Raw genomic sequence first — 19688 nt, forward strand, 5'->3', positions numbered from 1 at the left:
GGATATTATTAATAAATATGTATAAATTGATAGAAATGAGAAGTAACAATACGAATTAATAAAAGAGGTATCGCGATGATACCTCTTTTTAACTCAAGAATGCCAACATATTATTCATAATATGAAATAACATAGCTGGAATAATGGATTTTGTTTTTTTACATAAAATAGCCATTAATAATCCCATGAAGAAAGTAATTACCATGACTCCAAGTGAGTATGTATGAGCGATACCGAAGAAGAAACTTGTTATGATGGCTGCAATCCAAAATGGAAATCGCTCTGAGAAGAAGCCAAGTATAAAGCCACGGAAAATAAGTTCTTCAAAAATTGGTGTGAGTATTGCGAAGCCGAGAAGTAATAATATTTGATACTGCTTAAAAACGTCTAAGTTAAGTGCGGAAGATTGCTGCTTTGTTGCGTCTTGGAACATATAATTTAACAAGATGTAATTGAGTATAATGTTTATAGTGAAGAAAAGAAGTAAGTATACGTATGTACGCCATTCTTTAAGTGCTTTAAAGTTAAAAGATTTTAGTAGTAATTTTTTTGCGGGTTCGAATTTAAAAATGAAGAATAACAACACGGCTAGTTGTAATACGATACTTGCAGTATTTACGATAGATTCATACAGGGCAATTTGTTTTTTATCTGTAAGACCGGCTGTATAAATTGTTAAGGGCATTGCGAGGAACACAGTAATAAGTCCGGTTCCGAAAAAAGCGAATAAAACTGAGCTAATAAATTGTCCCCATGACATAGAGTATTTCTGTTCATTAGAAAGTTGTGTAGCGGGTTGCATTTATAAAATCACCTCTTTATATTTGTATATTTAATTATAAAGTATTTTGTTTTTATATGTAATATTTAAATATTACATATAAAAGTGTATTTTCCATAAAATAATAAAAGAGGTATCACCCTATAGTGATGCCTCTTTCTCATTGATAACTATGTTCTATCTTGTTATTCGATTTTGATTGCTCTATTTGTAATTCACGTTCTACCAATCGGTCTAACTGCTGAATAGCTTTAAGTGCTTTTTCATAAGAAATCGTTCTATAATGGTGTGCTCCGCCTGGTTCTTCATCTGCTTCGTCTGCCCATTTAATAATGTTTTGAAGAGATGTCCTTTCAATTTCTTGCTGTACTAAGAAAGAATCTGTATGAAGAAGAATCGCGATAGAAATTTCTTTTGCTAGTTTCGGATGTTCTCCTAATCTAATAAGCAATTTATGAGCTCTTTCTGCTCCTTTAATTGCATGTATATCATTCTTTTTATACAAGTCATAGTCCCATTCTCCCTCGCTGTACCATGTGTGATGTCCGATATCATGAAGGAAACCAGCTTTTGTTGCAGCATCGACTGAGGCATGATGCTTTTTCGCTAAGTGAAACGCATGGTAAGCGACAGCAATCGCGTGGACCATTCCAGAACGGTTTACATATTTTTGTGTAATGTGATGTTTAAAAACTTGTTCAAGCGTAATACGTTGCATAAAACATTCACTCCTTTTTATCTAATGGTGTCTATAAGAAAATCGATCGGTTTAAATGTATTTTGAACATTGTACTCCATCGGGATAGCGTTAGTAAAGTAGAAATGTTTAGGAGAAGAAAAATTTTATAGACATAAAAGGTCACCTTAGTTTTTTTTCTAAGGTGACCTTTTATTGTTTATTTTTTTAATCCTTGCTCCAGTGTTCCTAACATTTCGTGTTTTTCATTTTCATCAGCATTTTTCCAAATGACTTCGAATAAAACGCCAAGACCTGGAAGCATTTTTTCTTCACCGCTTTGAATTGCATCGACAATCGTTTCTTGTAATTGATCTTGTGAATTTCCAGATACATTCGCTAATACAGCACCGCGTAAATTAAAACTCATTATCTTCACCTCTTCTTCAGAATTGAAACTGACGTTAGTTTTTGTTCTTTTTTATGTAAATATGTATGAAAAATAGGCTATAATGATAAGACAAGAAGAGAGGGAAATACATATTATGAAAAACATTGATTCAGTGCAAAATCCGCGTGTGAAGCAGTGGAAAAAGCTGCAGACGAAAAAAGAGCGCGATAAAAAAGGTTTATTTTTTGTAGAAGGATTCCACTTAGTGGAGGAAGCTTTAAAAGCAGGAGTTGTAACAGAACTTATCGTTTCTGATCAGACAGATCTTCCGAAAGATTGGACAGTTAATGATGTGGAAATGTATATCGTACCTGAAGCAATCGTAAAAGTACTCCGTGAAACAGAAACGACGCAAGGGGTATTTGCTGTTTGTGAGAAACACGAGAGTGAAGTAGCTCTTGCAGATGGAAAGTTTCTTTTATTAGATGGTCTTCAAGACCCGGGCAACTTAGGGACAATTATTCGTACAGCTGATGCAGCTGGTATTCATGCTGTTGTGCTTGGAGAAGGATGCGTTGATGCATATAATAGTAAAGTGCTTCGTTCTACACAAGGTTCTATTTTCCATTTACCAGTTGTAAAAGGGAACTTAGAAGAGTGGGTAGACAAGTTAAAAGAAAATAACGTTCCTGTATATGGAACCGCTCTTGAAAATGGAGTTCCATATGGTGAAGTAACACCAGCTGGTAGTTTTGCATTAATTGTAGGAAATGAAGGAAGTGGCGTAAGCGAAGAAATTCTTGCAAAAAGTGATCAAAACTTGTATATTCCGATTTACGGCGGGGCAGAATCATTAAATGTTGCGGTTGCAGCAGGGATTTTAACGTATTATTTGCAAAGCCCAGTTGCGAACAAATAAAAAACTTCTTATAATAAGTTGAAGTATATTATATTAAAAGTTAAATAACGAAAAACGTTGATAGAGAAGAGTAACTTACAAAATCGCCATAAAGGGAGAGAATGCCTTAGACTGAAAGTATTCTTATGGTAGACGGAAGTGAATTCACCTCTGGAGTTGACGCCAGGACCATATATATGTAAAGGCGTTCCGGTCAGAATTGATCGTTATAACTAATGAGTGGGCAGACCTGGTCTGTCAATTTAGGGTGGTACCGCGAATTTACCTCGTCCCTTTTTGGGAGCGAGGTTTTTTTATTTTTAAAATTAGGAGGGTTCCAAATGGAAGCACGTTTAAAAGAGCTAAAACAAAAAGCGTTAGAGCTTATTGAAGAAGCGAAAGAGCTAAAGGGCTTAAACGACGTACGCGTAGCGTATTTAGGGAAAAAAGGTCCAATTACAGAAGTATTACGCGGCATGGGAAAATTATCAGCAGAAGAGCGTCCACGTATGGGAGCATTAGTAAATGAAGTACGTGAAGCGATCCAAACGCGTTTAGAAGACAAAATTGGTAACTTAGAAAAAGCAGTAATTGAAGCGAAATTGGCTACGGAAACAATTGATGTTACACTACCAGGCCGTCCTGTTGAAACAGGTTGTCACCATCCGTTAACAGCTGTTGTTGAACAAATTGAAGATGTATTCATCGGTATGGGTTATGAAGTAGCTGAAGGAACAGAAGTAGAAAAAGACTACTACAACTTCGAAGCATTAAACTTACCGAAAGATCACCCAGCGCGTGATATGCAAGATACATTCTACATTACAGAAGAAACGTTACTACGTACACATACATCTTCTGTGCAAGCACGTACGATGGAAAATAATAAAGAAAAAGGCCCAATTAAAATTATTTGTCCTGGTAAAGTGTATCGCCGTGATGACGATGATGCGACGCATTCACACCAGTTCATGCAAATTGAAGGTCTTGTAATTGATAAAAACATTCGCATGAGTGACTTAAAAGGTACACTGCAAGTATTCGTGAAAAAGATGTTCGGTGAAGATCGTGAAATCCGTCTTCGTCCAAGTTTCTTCCCATTCACAGAGCCATCTGTAGAGATGGATATTTCTTGTATGATGTGTCACGGCAAAGGTTGCGGCACTTGTAAAGGAACTGGCTGGATCGAAATTTTAGGCGCAGGTATGGTTCATCCGAACGTACTTGAAATGGCTGGTTATGATTCAAAAGAATATCAAGGTTTCGCATTCGGTATGGGCGCAGAGCGTATCGCAATGTTGAAATACGGCGTAGATGACATTCGTCATTTCTATACAAATGATGTACGTTTCTTACAACAATTCAAACGAGCGTAAGGGAAGGAGAGGATAAGTATGTTCGTATCATATCGTTGGTTACAAGAGTATGTAGATATTAAAGATGTAACAGCACAAGAACTAGCAGACAAAATCACGAAAAGTGGTATTGAAGTAGAAGGTGTTGAAGTATTAAATAAAGGTGTAAAAGGTGTTGTAGTTGGTCACGTATTAGAATGTGAAAAACACCCAGAAGCTGATAAATTAAGCAAATGCTTAATCGATATCGGTGAAGAAGAGCCAGTTCAAATTATTTGTGGAGCTGCTAACATTGCAAAAGGTTTAAAAGTACCAGTTGCAAAAGTTGGTGCTGTACTTCCTGGCAACTTCAAAATTAAAAAGGCAAAACTACGTGGTGAAGCTTCTCACGGTATGGTTTGTGCGCTTCAAGAGCTTGGCATTGATGGAAAGTTAGTTTCAAAAGAATATGCAGACGGTATCTTCATCTTCCCGAGTGACGCTGAAGTTGGTGCAGACGCACTTGAAATTTTAAACTTACATGATGAAGTACTTGAGCTTGGTTTAACACCAAACCGTGCAGATTGCTTAAACATGCTAGGTGTTGCATATGAAGTCGCTGCTATTTATGGTCGTGAAGTAAAACTTCCAGCTATCAGCTTACAAGAAACAGCAGAAAAAACTTCTGATTACATTTCTGTAAGTGTAGAAGCGAAAGAAGAAAACCCATTATATATTGCAAAAATGGTGAAGAACGTAAAGATTGGTCCATCACCAATGTGGATGCAAACGCGCCTTATGGCAGCTGGCATTCGTCCGATTAGCAATGTAGTTGATATTACAAACTACATTTTAATGGAATACGGTCAACCGTTACATGCATTCGATTACGATAAATTAGGTTCAAAAGAAATCGTTGTTCGTCTTGCAAAAGAAGGCGAAAAAATTGAAACGTTAGATGATCAAGAGCGTACGTTACAAAGCCACCACCTTGTAATTACAAACGGAACAAAAGCTTTAGCTGTTGCTGGTGTAATGGGCGGAGCGGATTCTGAAGTTACAAATGAGACAGTAAATGTTTTGATTGAATCTGCATACTTTGCAGGTCAAACAGTACGCCGTACATCAAAAGACTTAGGTCTTCGCAGTGAATCAAGTGCACGTTTTGAAAAAGGAATCGACCCAACACGTACATTTGAAGCAATTCAACACGCAGCTGCTTTAATGGCGAAATACGCTGGTGGAGAAGCACTTGAAGGTGTAGTAGAAGCTGACAACTTACAAGTACAAGAGCGTACAGTATCTGTTACTGCTGAAAAAGTAAATCGTGTATTAGGTACAGATATTTCTGCAAGTGAAATGGGTACAATGTTCACAAACTTGAAATTCCCATTCACAGAAGTAGAAGGGACATTCCATGTAAATGTACCAGCACGTCGTCCTGACATTACAATTTCAGAAGACTTAGTAGAAGAAGTGGGCCGCCTATACGGTTATGACCACATTCCAGTTACATTACCTTCTGGAACGATGACTCGTGGTAAATTAACAGCAGCACAAACGAAACGTCGTAAAGTACGTCGCTTCTTAGAAGGTGCTGGTTTATATGAAGCAATCACATATTCATTAACAAGCACTGATAAAGCGAAACAATATATGGTTGAGCCAAATGAAAAAGCTCCTGTAAATCTTGCACTTCCAATGAGTGAAGAGCGTAGCCAACTTCGTTTAAGTTTAGTACCGCAATTACTAGAAGCAGTTTCATACAATGTTGCACGTAAAAACGATAGCGTTGCTTTATACGAAGTAGGTTCTGTCTTCTTACCGACAGAAGCAGGAGAACTTCCGAAAGAAGAACAACATCTTGCAGGTGTTATGACAGGTCTTGCTCTTCACCATGCATGGCAAGGTGAAAAGAAAGTAGTAGACTTCTTCGTTGTGAAAGGTGTACTAGAAGGATTATTCGATGTACTTGGCGTTTCAAACCAAATCACTTATGCACCAGCAAAACGTGAAGGTATGCACCCAGGTCGTACAGCTGACATCGTATTAGATGGCGAAGTAATTGGTTTCATCGGTCAATTGCACCCTGAAGCAGAAAAACAATTAGATGTGAAAAATACATTCGTATTCGAACTATCTCTTGTAAAAGTATTCGGTGCAGACGCAGAAGAAACTTACTACTCAGCAATCCCACGTTTCCCATCTATGACACGTGATATGGCTGTTGTCGTAACGAAAGAAACAAAAGCTGGCGAAATGAAGCAAGTCATTGCTGAAGCTGGAGGAGAACTTCTGAAAGACGTAGCGCTATTCGACTTATACGAAGGTGAAAAAATGGAAGAAGGCAAGAAATCACTTGCATTCTCTATGACCTACTTCGATGCAGAACGTACGTTAACAGACGAAGAAGTAACAGAAGCACATAACCGTGTATTAACAACGGTAGAAGAGAAATTTGGTGCGGAGTTACGTAAGTAAAAAAAGATTGCCGGTAAGTCGATATGTTACAAAAATCGCTGATATATTTTTTGGTATCTTGCATCTTTCTCTCGAATGTAGTACATTAATTTTAGTTTAACAAAATGAAAGACGATGATAAGGAAAAGTAGTATATACTATAATCCAAAGCGAGTCAGGGACGGTGAGAGCCTGATGAGGCGGTATATGTGAAGAACACCTTGGAGTTGCTAACCGAAATTGAAACTTGTATTCAAGAGTAGGCTTAGACGGGAATCCGGCCTGTTACAAACCGGGAAGTATGTATTACATACGAGTTAAAGTTGGTCTTTATGACAAATTGGGTGGTACCGCGAAGTTTAACCTTTCGTCCCTTTATGGATGAAAGGTTTTTTTGTATTTAAATATATGTGCAAAGGAGAATTTCACTATGGAAAACACATTAGTAAAAAGTCTGTATAGAGATACAGATAAATACGCAGGTCAAACAGTACAAGTATCAGGGTGGATTCGTAACTTACGTGATTCAAAAGCATTTGGTTTCATCGAATTAAACGACGGTAGCTTTTTCAAAAGCGTTCAAATCGTTTTCGATACAGAGTTAGAAAACTTCAAAGAAATTGCAAAACTTCCACTTAGCTCTTCAGTTAAAGTAGAAGGTACAGTAATTGCAACGCCTGGGGCGAAGCAACCATTTGAAATTAAAGCAGAAAAAATTGATATCGAGGGCTTATCAGATTCTGATTACCCACTTCAAAAGAAACGTCACACGTTTGAATACTTACGTACAATTGCTCACTTACGTCCAAGAACAAATGCATTCTCTGCAACGTTCCGTGTACGTTCTGTCGCAGCATTTGCGATTCACCAGTTCTTCCAAGAGCGTGGATTCGTACATGTTCACACACCAATCATCACTGGTAGTGATACAGAAGGTGCAGGCGAAATGTTCCGCGTAACAACGCAAGATTTAAACAACGTACCAAAAGGTGAAGACGGACAAGTTGATGAATCAAAAGACTTCTTCGGCAAAGAAACAAACTTAACAGTAAGTGGACAGCTGAACGCTGAAGCTTATGCATTAGCATTCCGTGACGTATACACATTCGGACCTACATTCCGTGCAGAAAACTCAAACACAACTCGCCACGCAGCTGAGTTCTGGATGGTTGAGCCGGAGATTGCATTCGCTGAATTAGGCGACGTAATGGATCTTACAGAAGATATGCTGAAATATGCAATGAAATACGTACTAGAGCATGCACCAGAAGAAATGGAATTCTTCAACAGCTTCGTTGATAAAACAGTTCTTGAGCGCATGAACAACGTAATCAACTCTGACTTCGGTCGTATCACATATACAGAAGCAATTAAAGTGCTTCAAGAGTCAGGTGCTGACTTCAAATATCCAGTAGAATGGGGTATTGACTTACAAACAGAGCACGAAAGATACTTATCAGAAGAAATTTTCAAACGCCCTGTATTCGTAACTGACTATCCAAAAGACATTAAAGCGTTCTACATGCGTATGAATGAAGATGGAAAAACAGTAGCTGCTACTGACCTTCTAGTTCCTGGCATCGGCGAATTAATCGGCGGAAGCCAACGTGAAGAAAGAATGGACGTTTTAGTAGACAGAATTAAAGAATTAGGTATGAACGAAGAGGACTACTGGTGGTACTTAGAACTTAGAAAATACGGCGGTACAAAACACGCTGGATTCGGTCTAGGTTTCGAGCGCTTCCTAATGTACATCACTGGCATGGCTAACATCCGTGACGTAATTCCATTCCCAAGAACTCCAGGCTCTTCTGAATTCTAAAATATAAAAAAGCGAGAGGATTTCCTCTCGCTTTTTTGTTTGCATAGTTTATTACCTCGTAGCAAAAAGTAACGCGAAGGGGTGAATATAAATGAGTAAAAAAGTAAAAAAAGATCATTCAAGATCAAGCCTAGGTTCTCCAGAAGTAGAAGGACAAGGAACGACGACACATGAAACAGGTTCTCATAAAGTATCTTCATCAAATAAGAAGCAGAAAAGAAGCTAACATAAAAAAGGAGAGTCTTGGCGGCTCTCCTTTTTTTATATGTATTACACCTTATTATCATTAATCTCTTTTGTAATTTTATCTACATCTTTGTCTAATTGATCTAAATAGAAAAACCACAGTAAGCTCATGAGCACGTAATAGATGGCCATCACACCAAGATTATCAGATATATTTTCGAATGTGGATTTAGAAGTGAAAAAAGCTCCCCAAATGGTAGAAATAGTGAGGTAAGAAAGTGGGCCTACGAGGTGTACGAAAACATATAATAACTTTTTAACTTTTAAAGCGTTCATATGAATTCCCTCCTTATGTAAACAATCTTTTTCTTCTAATCATACATTCAAGTTCCTCACAGAAGTGTTGTAGTTTTGCTGGATTATGTATTAACAAGCGGGCATCGTGTTTCCCGATAAATCTTCGAATCCGAAAGTTTAATAAGAAAGATCGGCCATAGCGCTCTATTAAATCGTTGAATTCTCGTTGTTCACTTAGTAGCTGAATGTTTTCTCTAATTTCAAACTGTCTTTCGTGTGGATCGCCTAGTAAAATATTTAGAATCATTTGTAGAAGTAGCAATGGGAATCTCCTCATGTGTTAGAATAATCTGTATATTTTAATTGTAACAAAAATAAACGGACAATAGTATAGTGAAACAAAAAACAGGAGTTTGTAGCCTCCTGTTTTTGTCGATACTATTTTAATAAGCGAAACGCCTTCTCCTTATTAGCGAAATGCATTTTCACAAACTCAGGTAATCGTTCTTTACCAAGCTTTTGAATTAATTTAGCAGCGGCGATATCAACTTGTTTACCGGCACCTTTTGGAAGTGGCATACCAGCTTTTTTGCTTAATTCGTCAAACTGTTTTACGAATGAGTAACGAGCTAAAATAGAAGCAGCGGCTACTGCTAAATGGACGCTTTCGCCTTTCGTCGCGAAGTAAACATTTTCACGCTGTACCTGTTTTTGTTTAGCTAAATATTTATAGTATGTATCAGGTTGTGTGAATTGATCGATTAAGACGCCTTCAGGCTTTGTAGGTGCAATTTTAGCTAATAAGTTTGTAATAGCTTTATTATGTAGTAAAGCTTTTAACTTACCTTGGTTGTTTCCTTTATCAAATAGCTCGTTATATTTTTCATTATGAAGGACAAGAGAGCTGTAAGGAACAACGTGTAGAAGTTGTTTTGCAATGGCAGTAATTTGATTGTCATTTAAGTTTTTAGAGTCTTTTACACCAAGTTCTTTTAACAATGGGATTTGCTTCGCATCCACATATACAGCAACTACTGTCATCGGTCCGAAGAAATCACCAGTACCAACTTCATCTGACCCTACGATAGACATTGTACTGATGGAAGCAGGCGGTGCATAACGGTGTGAATCGACAGCTTTTTTTACAGCTGTTTTCGGTGTTTGAGAGACAGTTTGCCAACGAGAAGCTTCTGCTTCAGCACGGCCACCTTGGAACATTACTTTTCCAGATTTATAAGCTGTAATCGTGCAAGATGGCACCTTTGCCATGAAGATCCCGCCTTGTGGGGTTTTTGGACTAAGCGCTTGTTTGTATTGTTGTTTCATGTCTTCAATTACTGTGGAACTTGTTTGTATTACGATAGAATTTGACAAGATGGTCGCTCCTTTTTTATATTGTTATTTTTATCATATCGGATTGTTCTTTCTGTTTCCATAATATGATGGTTCATGGTATGATAAACTTTAGGATTCTGTACGTGATTGGAGGCCGGTGAGTTGTCACAACAAAAGGGAAAGAAAAGTCGAATTAATGTAGAAATCTATGGTCAACAATATTCAGTTGTTGGCGATGAAAGTACAAGTCATATCCGCATGGTAGCAGCGATTGTGGATGATAAAATGCGCGAACTCAATGCCAAGAATCCTTCGCTTGACACGAGTAGACTAGCGGTATTGACGGCGGTAAACGTCATACACGATTACATAAAATTAAAAGAAGAACATGAGAAATTGAAAGAAAGTATGACAAAAAAAGGAATGGAATAACATGATTGATATTATTATCATTTTACTGCTTGTTATGGGATTTTTCCTCGGCTTACGCAGAGGGTTTATTCTGCAACTTGTAAAGTTAACAAGCTTTATTATCGCATACCTTGTTGCATACTGGTACTGTAAAGATTTAGCGCCAGCACTTGCGAAATTTATTCCGTATCCATTTGATAAAAACGTATCTGTTCCAGAATGGATTGATGCAAATAATATTGAAACAGTATTTTATCAAGCACTTGCGTTTATCATATTGTTTATTATTACAAAAATTGCACTTTCATTACTTGGTAATTTGTTAAATATGTTTGCAGAAATACCGGTTTTAAAGCAAGTCAATGCGTTTGCGGGGGCAATCCTCGGATTTTTAGAAGTATATATTATTTTGTTTGTTTTAATTATCGTTGGAAACATTCTTCCAATTGAACAAATACAAACACCATTACAAAAATCATCAATTAGCAAAATAATTGTAGACGATACACCGATTCTTTCTGAAAAGGTGAAGGAACTATGGCAGACAGGTAGCAGAGTATAACTTCTCTTTTTTCGGAAAGAGGAGTTTTTTTCTATGAAGGAAAGGCGGGGTAATGATGAAAGTAAATAAAAAACAAGTTATTAAATTACTAGAGACAATCGGCCTGTTTATGGAACTAAAGGGCGCGAATCCATTTAAAATATCTGCATTTCGTAAAGCGGCAGCAGCACTAGAAAGTGATGATCGTAGTCTTTCTGAGATTGAAGATTTTACGAAGATTCCGGGCATTGGAAAAGGAACAGCAGCAGTTATTCAAGAATATATAGAATCGGGAACATCTGAAGTATTACAAGAGCTTGAGAAAGAAGTTCCAAGTAGCTTATTACCGTTATTAAAATTGCCAGGACTTGGTGGTAAAAAGCTGGCTAAGTTATATAAAGAACTTGGTGTTGTTGATATGGAATCGCTAAAAGCGGTTTGTGAGGAAAATAAAGTACAAGCTTTAGCAGGCTTCGGTAAGAAGACAGAAGAGAAAATATTAGAAGCAATCGATCAAGTAGGATCTCGTCCAGAGCGTTTACCAATCGCAATGGTATTGCCTATTGCCGGGGAAATAGAGGAGAAATTGTCGAATATTGCTGAAGTAATTCGTTTCTCTCGTGCTGGTAGTTTGCGCCGTGTTCGTGAAACAGTGAAAGATTTAGACTTTATCATTGCAACGACAGAACCAGCTGCAGTACGTGAGCATTTACTGCAATTTGATAATATGATTGAAGTAATCGCAAGTGGAGATACGAAAGTTTCTGTTCGTCTTCAATATGAATATGATATTTCAATCGATTTCCGTCTAGTAAAACCAGAAGAATTTATTACAACCCTTCACCATTTCACAGGATCAAAAGACCATAACGTAAAAATGCGCCAAATCGCGAAAGATAGAGGCGAGAAAATTAGTGAGTACGGTGTAGAAAACTTAGAAACAGGTGAAGTGAGAACATTTGAAACAGAAGAGGAGTTCTTCGCTCATTTCGGTCTTCCATTCATCCCACCAGAAGTGCGTGAAGATGGAAAAGAAATTGAATTAATTAAAGAGTATCCGAACTTAATTCAGTTCTCTGATATACAAGGTGATTTACATATGCATACAACGTGGAGTGACGGTGCCTTTTCGATTGAGGAAATGATACAGGCATGTCGTGCTCGTGGTTATAAATTTATGGCAATTACCGACCATTCACAATACTTAAAAGTAGCGAATGGTTTAACGAAAGAACGCCTTCGTGAACAGGCAAAAGAAATTGAACGTATGAACGAAAAGTATCCAGACATTACAATTTTACGCGGAATTGAAATGGATATTTTACCGGATGCAACACTTGATTTTGATGATGAAGTATTAGCAGAATTAGATTATATAATTGGAGCGATTCACTCTAGCTTCTCACAAGACCGTGAAACGATTATGAAACGTCTTCGTGCTGCGCTGGATAATAAGCATGTCACAATGATTGCTCATCCGACAGGACGTCTTCTTGGACGCCGCGAGGGCTATGATGTGGATACAGATTTATTAATCGAGCTCGCAAAAGAAACAAATACAGTTTTAGAATTAAATGCGAATCCAAACCGTCTAGATTTAAGCGCGAAATTATTAAAACAAGCACAAGATGCTGGTGTAAAAGTAGCGATTAATACGGATGCTCATACGCTTGAAATGTTAGAAGATATGGAAACAGGTGTAGCAGCAGCACGTAAAGGTTGGATTCAAAAAGATAACGTAATTAACACGTGGGATATTGAACGTTTATTAGACTATATTAAACGTAATAAGTAACACAAGGGGGACCTGCAACATGTTAGAAAGAACGTTGCGTGTATTAGAATACAATAAAGTAAAAGAACAATTACTTGAACATACAGCCTCTTCACTTGGCCGTGACAAAGTGAAGCATTTAGTGCCGAGCACTGATTTTGAAGAAATTGTAGAAATGCAAGATACAACGGATGAAGCAGCGAAAGTCATTCGTTTAAAAGGTAGTGCACCATTAGGTGGTATTACGGATATTCGCTCAAATGTGAAGCGTGCAAAGATTGGAAGTATGTTAAGCCCGAATGAACTACTTGATATTGCCAATACGATGTATGGTAGTCGCAATATGAAACGTTTCATTGAAGATATGGTTGATAATGGTGTCGAGCTTCCAATTTTAGAAACTCATGTCGCTCAAATTATATCTTTATATGATTTAGAAAAGAAAATTACAAATTGTATTGGTGACGGCGGAGAAGTAGTCGATAGCGCAAGTGATAAACTGCGTGGTATTCGTACTCAAATTCGTACTGCGGAAAGCCGTATTCGTGAAAAGTTAGAAAACATGACGCGTTCTTCCAACGCGCAAAAGATGCTGTCTGACGCGATTGTAACGATTCGTAACGAACGTTACGTAATCCCAGTAAAACAAGAATACCGCGGTGTATATGGTGGTATTGTCCACGATCAATCAGCTTCTGGGCAAACGTTATTTATTGAACCACAAGTCATTGTAGAGTTAAATAACGCGCTTCAAGAAGCACGAGTGAAAGAAAAACAAGAAATCGAACGCATCTTATTCATGTTAACAGAAGAAGTGGCAGTAGAAGCGGATATCGTTTTATCTAATGTAGAAGTAGTTGCGAATCTTGACTTTATTTTTGCGAAAGCTTTTTATGCGAAGCGTATAAAAGCAACGAAACCAATCGTAAATAACGAGCGCTATATGGATTTAAGACAAGCACGTCATCCACTTATTGATTCAGAAATTATCGTGCCAAATAACATTATGTTAGGGAAAGATTTCACGACAATTGTTATTACAGGACCGAATACAGGTGGTAAAACAGTTACGCTGAAAACAGTTGGTATTTGTGTATTAATGGCGCAATCTGGCCTTCACATTCCAGTAATGGATGAATCAGAGATTTGTGTATTTAAAAATATCTTTGCCGATATCGGTGATGAGCAATCGATTGAACAAAGTTTAAGTACGTTCTCCTCACATATGGTGAATATTGTTGATATTTTAGAAAAAGCTGATTTTGAAAGCTTAGTTTTATTCGATGAATTAGGTGCTGGAACAGACCCGCAAGAAGGGGCTGCATTAGCAATTTCAATTTTAGATGAAGTATGTAATCGTGGTGCTCGCGTTGTTGCTACGACGCATTACCCAGAATTAAAAGCATACGGATATAACCGTGAGAAAGTTATTAATGCGAGCGTTGAGTTCGACGTGAACACATTAAGCCCAACGTATAAATTATTAATCGGTGTACCAGGACGTAGTAATGCCTTTGAAATTTCGAAGCGCCTTGGATTATCTGATCGCGTGATTGATCAAGCTCGTAACCACATTAGTACAGATACAAACAAAATTGAAAATATGATTGCGAAGTTAGAAGAAAGTCAAAAGAATGCAGAACGTGACTGGAACGAAGCAGAAGCACTTCGTAAGCAATCTGAAAAACTGCATCGCGAATTACAGCGTCAAATTATTGAATTTAATGATGAGCGCGATGAAAAATTATTAAAAGCGCAAAAAGAAGGGGAAGAAAAAGTCGAAGCTGCAAAGAAAGAAGCAGAAGGCATTATTCAAGAACTTCGTCAATTGCGTAAAGCACAGCTTATAAACGTGAAAGACCATGAGCTTATTGAAGCAAAGAGCCGTCTAGAAGGTGCGGCGCCAGAGCTTGTGAAGAAACAAAAAGTAAACGTGAAAAACACAGCGCCAAAACAACAATTACGCGCAGGTGATGAAGTAAAAGTGTTAACGTTTGGTCAAAAAGGTCAATTACTTGAAAAAGTAAGTGATACAGAGTGGAGCGTACAAATTGGTATTCTGAAGATGAAAGTGAAAGAATCCAATATGGAATACATTAATACACCGAAGCAAACTGAGAAAAAAGCAGTTGCAAGTGTGAAGGGTAGAGATTATCACGTTTCGTTAGAGCTTGATCTTCGCGGTGAACGTTATGAAGATGCAATGATGCGCGTTGAAAAATATTTAGATGATGCACAGCTTGCAAGCTATCCGCGCGTATCAATTATTCACGGTAAAGGAACAGGAGCGCTTCGCCAAGGTGTACAAGATTACTTGAAGAAACATCGCGGTGTGAAAAACTACCGCTACGGTGACATGGGCGAGGGAGGCCTAGGTGTAACAGTTGTCGAATTAAAATAGAAAACAACGAAACAAAGGGGAACCATTATATGTTTATGGACAAACTTGCAAAAGTATTGTTAGCTTGTTGTGGAATATTTTTGGTGATTGGGGTTATTTATTTAGTTGTTTTTGCGAAGTAAACGAGCGTCAATCGTGGCAGAGTGATATTGCCATAGATTGACGCTTTTAATATATAGGAAAAGGAATAAGCTATGAAAATCAACCAATACATAAGCGAAGCAAAATCTTGCTCAAGACGCGAAACAGACCGTCTCATTAAAGCCGGACGCGTGGCTATTAACGGCGAAATATGTACGCACGGTGCACTCGTGAGCGATGGTGATGTGGTAACGATTGATGGACAGGTTATTGCAAAAGAAGAGAAGGAAAAGGTGTATATTGCCTTTCATAAACCAGTTGGTATTACTTGTACAGCAGCCGAGCATATTGAAGATAATATTATCGATTATATCAATTACCCAGAGCGTATCTTTCCTGTTGGGCGATTAGATAAAGCGTCGGAAGGACTAATCTTATTAACGAATGACGGTGGGATTGCAAATCAAATTTTACACGGTGGTCATGAGCACGAGAAAGAATACATCGTTACGGTTGATAAGCCGTTTACAGATTGGTTTATTGATGAGATGTCCAGCGGTGTAAAGATTAAAGATGGAATGACGAAGCCTTGTAAAGTGACGAGAATGGATCAATCTACATTTCGCATCGTTTTAACGCAAGGAATGAACAGACAAATTCGTAGAATGAGCCGTGCTTTCGGGTTTACTGTAACAAAGCTAAAGCGGGTTCGTATTCTGAATATAGAGCTAGACGATCTTGAAGTGGGAAAATGGCGGAGCGTTACATCTGAGGAATTAGACATTTTAATAAATCAGTTATAGGGAGGAAAAATTTTCTCCCTATATTTTTTTGTCAGAAAAAATAAAACTATTGATTTTTTAAAAAATAGCCCATATAATAAAAAACAACAAGTTTCGACAAGATATTTTATAAAAGTAATGATGAGGACATGAGTTGTTTTTGACGATTCTCAGAGAGGGAAGCCTAGGCTGTGAGCTTCCTAATACGGAAAGACAAACTTACCACCTCTAAACTTCAAGAGTGAACTGCATGATGCATTGTAATTCTTGGCGGATAAAACCGTTATCAATTTACACGAGCTATAAAATGAGCTTATTTTGTTATAAATTCATTTTATTAGAATAAGGGTGGAACCACGATTTCAACACTCGTCCCTTTGTTAGGGACGGGTGTTTTTTGCGTTCTTTTACGGGGAAGTATGCTTGAAAGAGGATATGTGACGGTCTTTAATTCAGAATATTTTGTTAATCTAAAAATATGTAGGGGGTTAGTAGAAATGAAATCATCTTTAAAGTTTTCTGAGATGTTTGCAATAAGTTTAATGTTATTTGCACTATTTTTCGGTGCAGGTAATATGATTTTTCCACCAGCATTAGGACAAGGTGCTGGAACAGATGTATGGATCGCGTTGTTTGGTTTTATCGTAACAGGAGTTGGGCTACCGTTATTAGGGGTAATTGTTATAGCTTTAAAGGGAGATATTAATGAGCTAGCAGGGCGTGTACACCCTATATTCGCACTAGTTTTTATCACTGCAATTTATTTATGTTTAGGCGTATTCGTAAGTGTACCGCGTACAGGAACTGTTGCTTATGAAATGAGTGTTGCACCGTTTTTACCAAGTGAGATAGCTGGTCAATCATATCCACTTGTTATCTTTACATTTATTTTCTTTGCCGTAACTTTCTATCTAGCTTTAAATCCGTCGAAATTAGTGGGGCGCATTGGTAAAGTGTTAACTCCAATTTTGTTAGCTGTTATTGCAATTATCGTAGGTAAAGCACTTATTACACCAATTGGAGAATTTGGTGCACCGACAGAAGCGTATAGTGCTCCGCTCTTTAAAGGTTTTATTGATGGATATTTAACTTTAGATGGACTTGCAGCACTTGTTTTCGGAAATGTTGTGATTAATGCGTTAAAAGCAAAAGGTGTTACAAATAAGAACAGCATTGCAAAAGTAACAATCTTTGCAGGATTTATTGCAGCGCTTGGTTTACTACTTGTTTATTTAGCGCTTGCTTATCTGGGAGCTTCTAGTGTGTCTCTTGGAATGGGAGCAAACGGAGGAATTATTTTAACAAACGTTGTAAATCATTTGTTTGGTAGTTATGGAACTTTATTATTAGGAATTGCAATTACAGCAGCATGTTTAACAACTTCTGTAGGTATTGTTGCAGCTTGTGGGGAATATTTTTCTTCCTTATTACCAAAGCTTTCTTATCAAAAGGTCGTTTTCATTTTCTGTGTATTAGCATTTATGGTAGCGAATCTTGGATTAACTCAGTTAAATGCATTAGCATTACCGATTTTAATTGCAATTTACCCAATTGGTATCGTGCTGATTGTATTATCACTTGTTGAAAACTACGTTCGTCTTCCATTAGCGATGTATGTAGGTGGTATTGTAGGAGCATTTGCAATAAGTTTCTTTGATGGATTACACAATGCAAACCTTCAAATTGCAGCGCTAGCCCCTATTTTAGATAAGATTCCATTATATAGTGTAGGCATTGGCTGGTTAGTTCCAGGCATAATCGGTATAGGATTTGGTTATATAGTTTCTAAGTTTCAAAAGCAGGAAATTGCTGTAGAAAAATAGAGGAAAGAGGCTTTCTATGAAAGAAAGCCTCTTTTTTTGTAGAAAAAGCCGTATATAGAGAAATTTAGATATTAAAAATTTTATACGTAATATAGTTGACAAAAAATTTACGAGTAGGCTAAGATTGACTTAGTTGTGGAAATATTGGAAGGAAAGTGAGGAGTGAAAGGTATAAGGTTTTCTATAACGATATCATTTTTGTAGATAGAGGTGATAGAGTAGGAAAATGGATAGTTTTATTTTTTTTGAGTTTCATTGAGAATGATAATCAACAAATGGGATAGGGACTTATGTTAAAATATGAATCGCTCTTTATACGGAATAGAGGGGGATATTATTTTTAACATCAAGTGAGAATGATAATCAATAATGTCTACAGTACATAAAGAAAGTACAATTAAATAATGGTAGAGGATTATTATTTTTTTCTTATAAATTGAGAATAATTATCATTTTCAAAAAAGTGTGGATGAAAGATAAACAAGGAGGAAGTAAGCCAAATGAGAAAGATTTCTGTATTACCCGCTTTTATTATAACGTTCGTATGTATGCTAGCTTTTCTTGTCATGCCATATGGGAAAGCTTCAGCACAACTAGCTGACGGTACTTATGATATTAACTATGTCATTCAAAAAGCGGAAAATGATTCAGCTTCAATGGCAAATGATTATTTTGAAAAACCAGCTAAGTTAGTTGTAAAAAATGGTGAGATGAGAGTGCAAATTCCGATGAATCATAGTGCTTGGATTACAGAATTTAAAGCACCTGAGAACGGGAATTTTGTTGATGCAAAAGTTGTTAGTAAAGATGAATCAGCAGATAAAAGAACTGTAGAGTTTAAAATAGACGATTTATCTAAGCCAGCAGCTGCAAAAATTCATGTTGTTGTACCTAACGTAAATTATGACCATAACTACACAATTCGCTTTGCATTTGATGCAGATGTAAAAGCGGTAGGCGGAGAAAATAAAGCAATTACTGCAACAAAGAATAATGATCAAACAAAAACAGATACAAAAGTAAAAGAAGAAGTGAAGAAAGAAGAGAGTAAAGAAGCAAATAAAGAGGCGAACAAAGGAACAAATGAAAGCGGTAAAGCTGAAAAAACAGATAACCCAAAAACAGGCGATGAAGCACGCATCGGATTATTTGCAGCGTTAATTCTTATTTCAGGTGTTTTCTTAATTCGTAAAGTGAAGTTAAGTAAATAAATCTTTTGAAGGGTGATGAATATATGTTTAAACAATTTAAAATGATTATTGCCGTATTTGCTGTTTTATTTACGTTTATAGCAACACTAGGTTCACAAGATACAAAGGCTGCTACAAAAGTAGCTGATGGAAAATATAATATTGCTTTTACTGTATGGAAAGGCGATAAAGATGAATCGTCTAGAATGAATAGTTATTTTGAAAGTCCGGCAACATTAACAGTTAAAGATGGAAAACAATATGTTTCATTCAAAGTGAAAGATAGTACTTCTATTAAAAGTTTACAAGTAGAAAAAAATGGTCAATTCGTAGAAGCTACTGTGTTAAGTGAAAATACAAAAGAGAATACTAGAGTTGTAGAATTTGAAGTTGCTGACTTGTCAAAAAAACTAAATGGCAAGGTGAAAATTAATATCCCAATTATTAATTATAACGCTTCATATGATATTCGTTTTGTATTTGATGGGAACAGTATTAAATAATT

General features: G+C 37.0%; 19 protein-coding genes and 3 other annotated features. Of the genes, 13 read left to right on the top strand and 6 right to left on the bottom strand.

Features of this window, described 5'->3' with window-relative positions:
* Positions 1–88: 88 nt before the first annotated feature.
* The 3 genes from ILT06_RS01690 to sspI form a co-directional block, all read right to left on the bottom strand.
* Positions 89–802, bottom strand: coding sequence for a CPBP family intramembrane glutamic endopeptidase (locus ILT06_RS01690; RefSeq protein ID WP_001182116.1), 714 nt, complete (start codon positions 800–802; stop codon positions 89–91).
* 139 nt (positions 803–941) lie between these two features.
* Positions 942–1499 carry an HD domain-containing protein gene (locus ILT06_RS01695; protein WP_098251610.1) on the bottom strand — a complete coding sequence of 186 codons (558 nt, stop codon included), beginning with the start codon at positions 1497–1499 and terminating at the stop codon, positions 942–944.
* Positions 1500–1677: 178 nt separating this feature from the next.
* Positions 1678–1887, bottom strand: a complete 210-nt coding sequence (gene sspI, locus ILT06_RS01700; RefSeq protein WP_000009511.1) for a small acid-soluble spore protein SspI — start codon at positions 1885–1887, stop codon at positions 1678–1680.
* A gap of 82 nt (positions 1888–1969) precedes the next feature.
* Between sspI and ILT06_RS01705 the strand changes: the two genes are divergently transcribed.
* From ILT06_RS01705 to ILT06_RS01725, 5 genes are all read left to right on the top strand, one after another.
* On the top strand, positions 1970–2767 hold the full coding sequence (locus tag ILT06_RS01705) for a TrmH family RNA methyltransferase (RefSeq protein WP_002096285.1): 798 nt from the start codon (positions 1970–1972) through the stop codon (positions 2765–2767).
* Between the two features lie 48 nt (positions 2768–2815).
* Positions 2816–3044 (top strand) — a binding site (T-box leader).
* Positions 3045–3087: 43 nt separating this feature from the next.
* Positions 3088–4122: a phenylalanine--tRNA ligase subunit alpha gene (gene pheS / locus ILT06_RS01710; protein ID WP_000388220.1), complete on the top strand. Its 1035-nt coding sequence runs from the start codon at positions 3088–3090 to the stop codon at positions 4120–4122.
* A gap of 18 nt (positions 4123–4140) precedes the next feature.
* On the top strand, positions 4141–6561 hold the full coding sequence (gene pheT / locus ILT06_RS01715) for a phenylalanine--tRNA ligase subunit beta (protein ID WP_000498198.1): 2421 nt from the start codon (positions 4141–4143) through the stop codon (positions 6559–6561).
* A gap of 105 nt (positions 6562–6666) precedes the next feature.
* Positions 6667–6918, top strand: a binding site (T-box leader).
* Positions 6919–6970: 52 nt separating this feature from the next.
* Positions 6971–8362, top strand: a complete 1392-nt coding sequence (asnS, locus tag ILT06_RS01720; protein ID WP_000432172.1) for an asparagine--tRNA ligase — start codon at positions 6971–6973, stop codon at positions 8360–8362.
* 91 nt (positions 8363–8453) lie between these two features.
* Positions 8454–8588 carry a YuzL family protein gene (locus ILT06_RS01725; RefSeq protein ID WP_000039594.1) on the top strand — a complete coding sequence of 45 codons (135 nt, stop codon included), beginning with the start codon at positions 8454–8456 and terminating at the stop codon, positions 8586–8588.
* A 44-nt stretch (positions 8589–8632) separates the two neighbouring features.
* Here the strand turns inward: ILT06_RS01725 and ILT06_RS01730 are convergent, their stop codons facing one another.
* From ILT06_RS01730 to rnhC, 3 genes are all read right to left on the bottom strand, one after another.
* Entirely contained in the window at positions 8633–8884 is a 252-nt protein-coding gene (locus ILT06_RS01730; RefSeq protein ID WP_088048034.1) for a hypothetical protein, read from the bottom strand.
* 13 nt (positions 8885–8897) lie between these two features.
* The gene (locus ILT06_RS01735) at positions 8898–9167 is read right to left on the bottom strand and encodes a hypothetical protein (RefSeq protein WP_000925541.1); all 270 of its coding nucleotides are present in this window, start codon (positions 9165–9167) and stop codon (positions 8898–8900) included.
* A 116-nt stretch (positions 9168–9283) separates the two neighbouring features.
* Positions 9284–10219 (bottom strand): ribonuclease HIII, encoded by a 936-nt coding sequence (rnhC, locus tag ILT06_RS01740; protein ID WP_088048035.1) that lies wholly within the window; start codon positions 10217–10219, stop codon positions 9284–9286.
* 123 nt (positions 10220–10342) lie between these two features.
* Here rnhC and zapA point away from each other — a divergent pair, with 123 nt between their 5' ends.
* The 8 genes from zapA to ILT06_RS01780 all read left to right on the top strand — a co-directional run bounded on the left by zapA (position 10343) and on the right by ILT06_RS01780 (position 19686).
* Positions 10343–10612 carry a cell division protein ZapA gene (zapA, locus tag ILT06_RS01745; RefSeq protein ID WP_000082701.1) on the top strand — a complete coding sequence of 90 codons (270 nt, stop codon included), beginning with the start codon at positions 10343–10345 and terminating at the stop codon, positions 10610–10612.
* A gap of 1 nt (position 10613) precedes the next feature.
* Entirely contained in the window at positions 10614–11153 is a 540-nt protein-coding gene (locus tag ILT06_RS01750) for a CvpA family protein (RefSeq protein WP_000565411.1), read from the top strand.
* Positions 11154–11208: 55 nt separating this feature from the next.
* Entirely contained in the window at positions 11209–12927 is a 1719-nt protein-coding gene (gene polX, locus ILT06_RS01755; protein ID WP_088048036.1) for a DNA polymerase/3'-5' exonuclease PolX, read from the top strand.
* Positions 12928–12946: 19 nt separating this feature from the next.
* Positions 12947–15307, top strand: a complete 2361-nt coding sequence (locus ILT06_RS01760) for an endonuclease MutS2 (protein WP_064474631.1) — start codon at positions 12947–12949, stop codon at positions 15305–15307.
* Between the two features lie 194 nt (positions 15308–15501).
* Positions 15502–16191 carry a 23S rRNA pseudouridine(2604) synthase RluF gene (locus tag ILT06_RS01765; RefSeq protein ID WP_088048037.1) on the top strand — a complete coding sequence of 230 codons (690 nt, stop codon included), beginning with the start codon at positions 15502–15504 and terminating at the stop codon, positions 16189–16191.
* A gap of 108 nt (positions 16192–16299) precedes the next feature.
* Positions 16300–16550 (top strand) — a binding site (T-box leader).
* A 117-nt stretch (positions 16551–16667) separates the two neighbouring features.
* Positions 16668–17993 carry a branched-chain amino acid transport system II carrier protein BrnQ6 gene (gene brnQ6 / locus ILT06_RS01770; protein ID WP_016086034.1) on the top strand — a complete coding sequence of 442 codons (1326 nt, stop codon included), beginning with the start codon at positions 16668–16670 and terminating at the stop codon, positions 17991–17993.
* A gap of 500 nt (positions 17994–18493) precedes the next feature.
* Entirely contained in the window at positions 18494–19204 is a 711-nt protein-coding gene (gene isdC / locus ILT06_RS01775; protein WP_064474634.1) for a heme uptake protein IsdC, read from the top strand.
* A 23-nt stretch (positions 19205–19227) separates the two neighbouring features.
* Complete coding sequence (locus ILT06_RS01780) at positions 19228–19686, top strand: NEAT domain-containing protein (RefSeq protein WP_064474635.1); 459 nt, start codon at positions 19228–19230, stop codon at positions 19684–19686.
* Positions 19687–19688: the final 2 nt, after the last annotated feature.

Origin of the sequence: Bacillus sp. 17RED48 (assembly GCF_019837545.1) — a bacterium.
Classification (GTDB): domain Bacteria; phylum Bacillota; class Bacilli; order Bacillales; family Bacillaceae_G; genus Bacillus_A; species Bacillus_A wiedmannii.

Bases quoted from the DNA above. Each gene is read 5' to 3' on its own strand.
- ILT06_RS01690 (WP_001182116.1), bottom strand. From the start codon at position 802: ATGCAACCCGCTACACAACTTTCTAATGAACAGAAATACTCTATGTCA.
- ILT06_RS01725 (WP_000039594.1), top strand. From the start codon at position 8,454: ATGAGTAAAAAAGTAAAAAAAGATCATTCAAGATCAAGCCTAGGTTCT.
- ILT06_RS01730 (WP_088048034.1), bottom strand. From the start codon at position 8,884: ATGAACGCTTTAAAAGTTAAAAAGTTATTATATGTTTTCGTACACCTC.
- asnS (WP_000432172.1), top strand. From the start codon at position 6,971: ATGGAAAACACATTAGTAAAAAGTCTGTATAGAGATACAGATAAATAC.
- brnQ6 (WP_016086034.1), top strand. From the start codon at position 16,668: ATGAAATCATCTTTAAAGTTTTCTGAGATGTTTGCAATAAGTTTAATG.
- ILT06_RS01695 (WP_098251610.1), bottom strand. From the start codon at position 1,499: ATGCAACGTATTACGCTTGAACAAGTTTTTAAACATCACATTACACAA.
- pheS (WP_000388220.1), top strand. From the start codon at position 3,088: ATGGAAGCACGTTTAAAAGAGCTAAAACAAAAAGCGTTAGAGCTTATT.
- isdC (WP_064474634.1), top strand. From the start codon at position 18,494: ATGAGAAAGATTTCTGTATTACCCGCTTTTATTATAACGTTCGTATGT.
- ILT06_RS01765 (WP_088048037.1), top strand. From the start codon at position 15,502: ATGAAAATCAACCAATACATAAGCGAAGCAAAATCTTGCTCAAGACGC.
- sspI (WP_000009511.1), bottom strand. From the start codon at position 1,887: ATGAGTTTTAATTTACGCGGTGCTGTATTAGCGAATGTATCTGGAAAT.
- ILT06_RS01705 (WP_002096285.1), top strand. From the start codon at position 1,970: ATGATAAGACAAGAAGAGAGGGAAATACATATTATGAAAAACATTGAT.
- ILT06_RS01780 (WP_064474635.1), top strand. From the start codon at position 19,228: ATGTTTAAACAATTTAAAATGATTATTGCCGTATTTGCTGTTTTATTT.
- ILT06_RS01750 (WP_000565411.1), top strand. From the start codon at position 10,614: ATGATTGATATTATTATCATTTTACTGCTTGTTATGGGATTTTTCCTC.
- ILT06_RS01760 (WP_064474631.1), top strand. From the start codon at position 12,947: ATGTTAGAAAGAACGTTGCGTGTATTAGAATACAATAAAGTAAAAGAA.
- pheT (WP_000498198.1), top strand. From the start codon at position 4,141: ATGTTCGTATCATATCGTTGGTTACAAGAGTATGTAGATATTAAAGAT.
- polX (WP_088048036.1), top strand. From the start codon at position 11,209: ATGAAAGTAAATAAAAAACAAGTTATTAAATTACTAGAGACAATCGGC.